Genomic DNA, 4,871 nt, shown 5'->3' on the forward strand with positions numbered 1-4,871 from the left:
CCAAAACCCAACCTCAGGCTTGACCGCAGGCCGAAACGACACAACAACAATCAACGTCCAGCACGGCCCGCTTCCGGGGGCGACATCATCTCGGAATCAGGGTGCGCCATCATCTCGGAAACGAGGGGCGACTTCGTCGGAATCGGCAGCCGATCCCCTCAGGCGAAAGATTGCCGAGAAGGGCGCCATCGCCGTCATTCCCAACAACCCGTCACGGGCGCGCAAATATCCCCTCGACAAGCACCTCTACGCCCAGCGCCACCTGATCGAATGCTGCTTCTCGAGGCTTAAGCAGTTTCGGCGGGTCGCGACGCGGTTCGAAAAGACCGCCAGACACTCCGTCGTCACAATCGCCGCCATGGTCCTATGGATCAGATAAGTGTCCACAGATCCTAGGCTCGGGTGCTTGGCTCCATGCACCGCGCCAAAGCCTTATGGCAGGACCGCGACCCGGGCGAGCAATGTGACCAGCTCCGCCTGACGCTTGGTATTGGTCTTGATATCCGCCAGCGAGCAAACTGCGGCAGGCGTCGTTCAAGGGGCTCCGCGACGATGCAGATGCTGCGACTTATTAGAATCCCGACCTTCCTGATAGCATGCGCACCCCGCGGCCGGTCCGAGTGTAATCATGCCCACCAGCAACTCTCTTTCGTGGAGCGCTGAGAGCCTCCGTCGCGCTATCGGCGCAGCCGGGGTCGCCCTGTGGTCGTGGAACGTAGAGACCGACCGGTTCGCCATGGACGAACGGGGATACGCCTTATGGGCCGTGCCGGACGACGGCAACCCGGTGAAGTTCGAGGACCTGTCTGCCCGCATCCACCCCGCGGATCGGGATCGGGTCCGGGCCGCCTTCGCTGCGGCGCGGGCCATTGTCGGTGCCTACGAAATCGACTTTCGCATTATTATCGACGAGGAGATCCGTTGGATTTCTGCGCGCGGCATTGGCGACGATTCCCATCTGCACAATGGCGTTGCGTACGGCATCTTTCTGGATGTGACGGGCCGCAAGCAGGCCGAGGAAGGCCATGAGCTTCTCGCCGGGGAGATGAGCCATCGCGTCAAGAATCTGCTTGCAATTGCCTCGGGGCTGACCCTGATCTCGTCGCGGTCCACGACGACCGCCAAAGAGATGGCCACCGAATTGACGGGACGCCTGGCGGCTCTTGGGCGAGCGCACGATCTAGTGCGGCCGCTCCCGGGCCATCAGGGGCATGCGGCTCTCCTCGGCGACCTGTTGTCGATCCTGCTGTCTCCTTATGAGGATCTGGGCGCCTTCAGCGGGCGCATCCGCGTCGCGGTGCCGCGCATGGGCGTTGGTGAAGGTGCGGCGACCGTGCTGGCCCTGGTCATCCATGAGCTCGCGACCAACTCGTTGAAGTATGGCGCGCTGTCGGCCGACACCGGCACGTTAGATGTTTCAGGTTGCTCGGACGACGAAGAGATCAAGATCGTCTGGACAGAGCGCGGAGGTCCCGCCGTCGAACCTCCAAACGGCGCCGGTGGGTACGGTAGCCGCCTCGTGGTTCGTAGCATCTCCGGGCAATTGGGCGGCTCGATCGACTACAACTGGTCCGCCGAGGGGGTCATTGTCACGTTACGGATGAAGGCGGCGAAGCTGGCCGATTAGGCGGCGCAGTAACGATCACGAAGGGGTGCCCGTCAGCCCAGTTCACCTCATTATCGGGGCGGCGCCCGTCTTCGAGATCACCTCCTTGCGAGGAAGGCGAGCAGGGCGGCGATCGCGAGCGGTAGCGCCCCTTGCCCGGGCGACGGGGACCCGGATTGGGACGCTGCGGCAGAGCGAGGTCGATCCCGCCTTCCATGCGGGCGGGGAGGTTGCTGAGAGGCATGGGATCAAAGGGCCCGGAGCCTCAAACGACATTCACGCCTTGAGGCTGCGATATGGCCACTCCGCCTCATCACGTCGGTCGTTCGCATGGCCGCCGATGGAACGGTTGGCGGCCCCTCGTCATTGAGCAAATTGGCCCCTGCTTCGGTATGGCTGCCAGAATAAGATCATTCCTGCTGGCCAAGCAGAATATCTGCGCGTGCCCGGATATCGGCCCAATCAGGGTCCCCGACAGTGTTCGGACGAGCAGGCCCTGTTCCTCTCCGACATCTTCCCGACCGGGTACATGGCTGCCGAGAACGCCCAAATTCGGGACGGCGATACCGTCGCGATCTGGGGTTGCGGGCCGGTCGGCCAGTTTGCGATCCGCTCGGCGTTCATGTTGGGCGCCGGCCGGGTGATTGCGATCGACGAGGTCTCCGAACGATTGGCGATGGCCGAGGCCGGGGGGGAGACCATCAACTTTTCGGAGTTCGACGTCTGACAGGATTCCGATCGGGCCGCGATGAACAAGGGCCTTACGCGGTACGTCCAACTTCAGCGCCCTGCAGCAAGCTCTCGGTGGCCGGCGCGGCAAGCGATCTGCCGCCGGCGCGCTCCTGTACGCCTTCGATGTGCTCTATCTCAACGGTCACGACCTCCGGACCATGCGATGCGAGGATCGTCGGAAGATGCTCGCCGATGTCATAAAGCCCCACACCTTGATCCGCTTCAGCGAGGACGTCGATCCTGTCGGCGACGCGCCTTTCTGACAGTCGCCTGCGAGATGGGCCTCGAGGGCATCATCGCGAAGCGCAGGGATGCGCCGTATCGATCCCGCCGGGGCGGCGAATGGCGGAAGATCAAGTGCATCCAGTCGGAAGGGTTCTTCATCATCGGCTATGAGCCGTCGTCGTCGGCGTTGGGCGGTATCGGGCGGCTGCTGCTCGCAGCCTGGAAGAGCAACCGGCTGACCTATGTCGGCGGCGTAGGGACCGGGTTCACCGATCGCACTGCTACCGCGCTGCGGAAGCAGCTCGACGCGTTCTGATCGAGAAGTCTGCGTTGCAGATGAGAAGAAAGGGGATGCGCTGGGTACCTTCGGCCCTGGTAGCGGAGATCGAATTCCGGGGCTGGACCACAGACGGGAAGTTGCGGCACGCGTCGTACAAGGGGCTTCGGGAAGAGGCGGATGGGACGGTATTTCAGGTGGAGGACCCGTCGTGAGCCAGACTCTTTCGCCTGATCACGACCCAGTTGGACACTGTGGGGAGTAGAGGCGCCGTCAAGCGAAGGCGCCGATAAAGGTTGACCCGGAGCCATTCCGATGCGTGATCAGCAGCCGAATTTTAGCGCCATCCGCGCATTCAAGACTGATCTCGTGAGCGATCGGATCAGGGTGAAGCGCCAACAAATCCGTCAGAAACGTGCCATGTATGATGCCATCTGAATGTCCCCCCGTCAGTGAATAGGGCAGCGTGTAGCGCGCTCCGCTGGGAAATTCGATTGTACCGTATGTAGTCATAACCTTGACTTTCAGGGCGCATCCTTTGCCCGACGCGCGCAGGCTGGAGGTGACTATCCGACCTCATGAACGGTGGCGGCCTAAGTGCCGACCATGTCCCCGATGCTGAACGCCGCATTCGGACTTCCGGAGACCGGAAGCTAGCTGAAAACTATCCGAATTTCCCTCCGGCGAGTAGATAAAACGGACTGATTGGAAGGGCAGACCAACTCAATGGCGCCAACCCACTCATGGAAAGGCGTGGCCTCATTCGGAACAAATGAGCCGGCCGGGCGCTTTAAGCTAAATGATGGGAATGAGTGAGACGAGACCATGACCGAGGTGTCAAAGAAGGGAAATCCTCTGACTCGCGGCGAGCGCCTGCAGGTAATGATCGACGATGACGAATTGACTGCAGTTGATGATTTTCGCTTTTCACACCGGATACCCAGTAGGTCCGAGGCCGTACGCGAACTCCTGAGGCGCGGGTTGACCGCAGCCGGCCACAAGACCTCGCAAGATGGTTCGGAGTCTTCGGGGACGCAAAGCGGCGGTCGGGATTGAGGGCGTGGCCTCGTATTGGAGATGGAGCTATGTTCTCAGCGAGAAGCCGGGGGGCCTTCGTAGCTGGACGTCCGAAAGAAGCGATTGCTAGCGATGTCCTTGGTCAGCTCGACGAGATGTAGCCAAGTGAACGACGCACAGAAGCGCGGCCTTGCTAGGCTTATGCTTCGGTGGCCGCAGCGGCGAGCGGAGTTGAGGCAAAAATGGAGCCGCATTGCTGGCCTGCCGGCCTTATTCGAAGCGTACGAATTGACCTGCGAGGCGGCTGCCCATTGGTCGAAAATCTCCTCGCCGACAGGCCACGACCGTGCGGAGGAATATCGCGTTCTCGCCCTTGAGATCGAGCAGGAGATTGACGATGCGATTAGTCAGTCGTGCTAATGGGATGAAGCCAAACCCACGTTTCGAGGACAGGACTACGGACAATCTCGGCGCCAGGGCCGGACCGCAACATGCGACGCGCACACACAACAGCAACTCCACCACGCCCGGAGAACGTCGCGGCGATCGGAAACGTTCCTGAGACGGAACCGATACCTCGTGAAATCGTCGTTCCCGGAAATGGCTTAAATTTCAGCGGAGAAGGGGGGCAGAATGGTTCAGGAGAAGCCCCGACACCGCAAACTTCGCAGGTACAACCTTCGGATCGCGCTCCGTCGCGCCGGCGCCTGGCGCTCAGGCGGCGATGGGTTTTTTCCGCGTCTTTACCGTTGGCGCAGCCAATGCCGCGGCTCGATCATGGGCTTCCTTCTCCAGGCGCTGTTGCTTCAGCTTAGCCGTGTTCGCATCACGGTGCCGGGCGAGGGTATCGAACTCCAACATGATCCGATTGCGCGCGAGTAATTGGGTCTGGGTCTTCAGAAAATTCTTGTCGGCATCGACGCGCTGCTTTGAATGTTCAGCCATGTCCATCTCCTGTGCGGTATTCCGCTGTCGCCGGCAGTAACGAAAAAAGGCCAAGCAGAAGCTTGGCCT

The 4,871-nt window shown here is 61.3% G+C and carries 6 protein-coding genes and 2 pseudogenes; 7 read left to right on the top strand and 1 reads right to left on the bottom strand.

The annotated features are described in order from the left end of the window. The 7 genes and pseudogenes from AC1DIO_RS35020 to AC1DIO_RS35050 all read left to right on the top strand — a co-directional run. A pseudogene (locus tag AC1DIO_RS35020) lies at positions 1-379 on the top strand (hypothetical protein); the annotation flags it as partial. Between the two features lie 249 nt (positions 380-628). After that, positions 629-1,627, top strand: a complete 999-nt coding sequence (locus tag AC1DIO_RS35025; protein ID WP_476770843.1) for a sensor histidine kinase — start codon at positions 629-631, stop codon at positions 1,625-1,627. A 400-nt stretch (positions 1,628-2,027) separates the two neighbouring features. Then, positions 2,028-2,330 (top strand): annotated as a pseudogene (locus AC1DIO_RS35030) (glutathione-dependent formaldehyde dehydrogenase); the annotation flags it as partial. A 64-nt stretch (positions 2,331-2,394) separates the two neighbouring features. Beyond that, entirely contained in the window at positions 2,395-2,601 is a 207-nt protein-coding gene (locus AC1DIO_RS35035; RefSeq protein WP_476854924.1) for an ATP-dependent DNA ligase, read from the top strand. Between the two features lie 14 nt (positions 2,602-2,615). Then, positions 2,616-2,879: an ATP dependent DNA ligase gene (locus AC1DIO_RS35040; RefSeq protein ID WP_476854922.1), complete on the top strand. Its 264-nt coding sequence runs from the start codon at positions 2,616-2,618 to the stop codon at positions 2,877-2,879. 20 nt (positions 2,880-2,899) lie between these two features. Further along, positions 2,900-3,055: an ATP dependent DNA ligase gene (locus tag AC1DIO_RS35045; RefSeq protein ID WP_476854925.1), complete on the top strand. Its 156-nt coding sequence runs from the start codon at positions 2,900-2,902 to the stop codon at positions 3,053-3,055. A gap of 100 nt (positions 3,056-3,155) precedes the next feature. After that, entirely contained in the window at positions 3,156-3,278 is a 123-nt protein-coding gene (locus AC1DIO_RS35050) for a hypothetical protein (RefSeq protein WP_441493354.1), read from the top strand. A gap of 1,293 nt (positions 3,279-4,571) precedes the next feature. On the opposite strand, the gene AC1DIO_RS35055 is transcribed toward AC1DIO_RS35050, so the two are convergent. Beyond that, a partial coding sequence (locus tag AC1DIO_RS35055) for a hypothetical protein (protein WP_476854923.1) occupies positions 4,572-4,871 on the bottom strand: 300 nt, incomplete at its 5' end.

It is taken from the genome of Allobosea sp. 05T439, assembly GCF_056396005.1.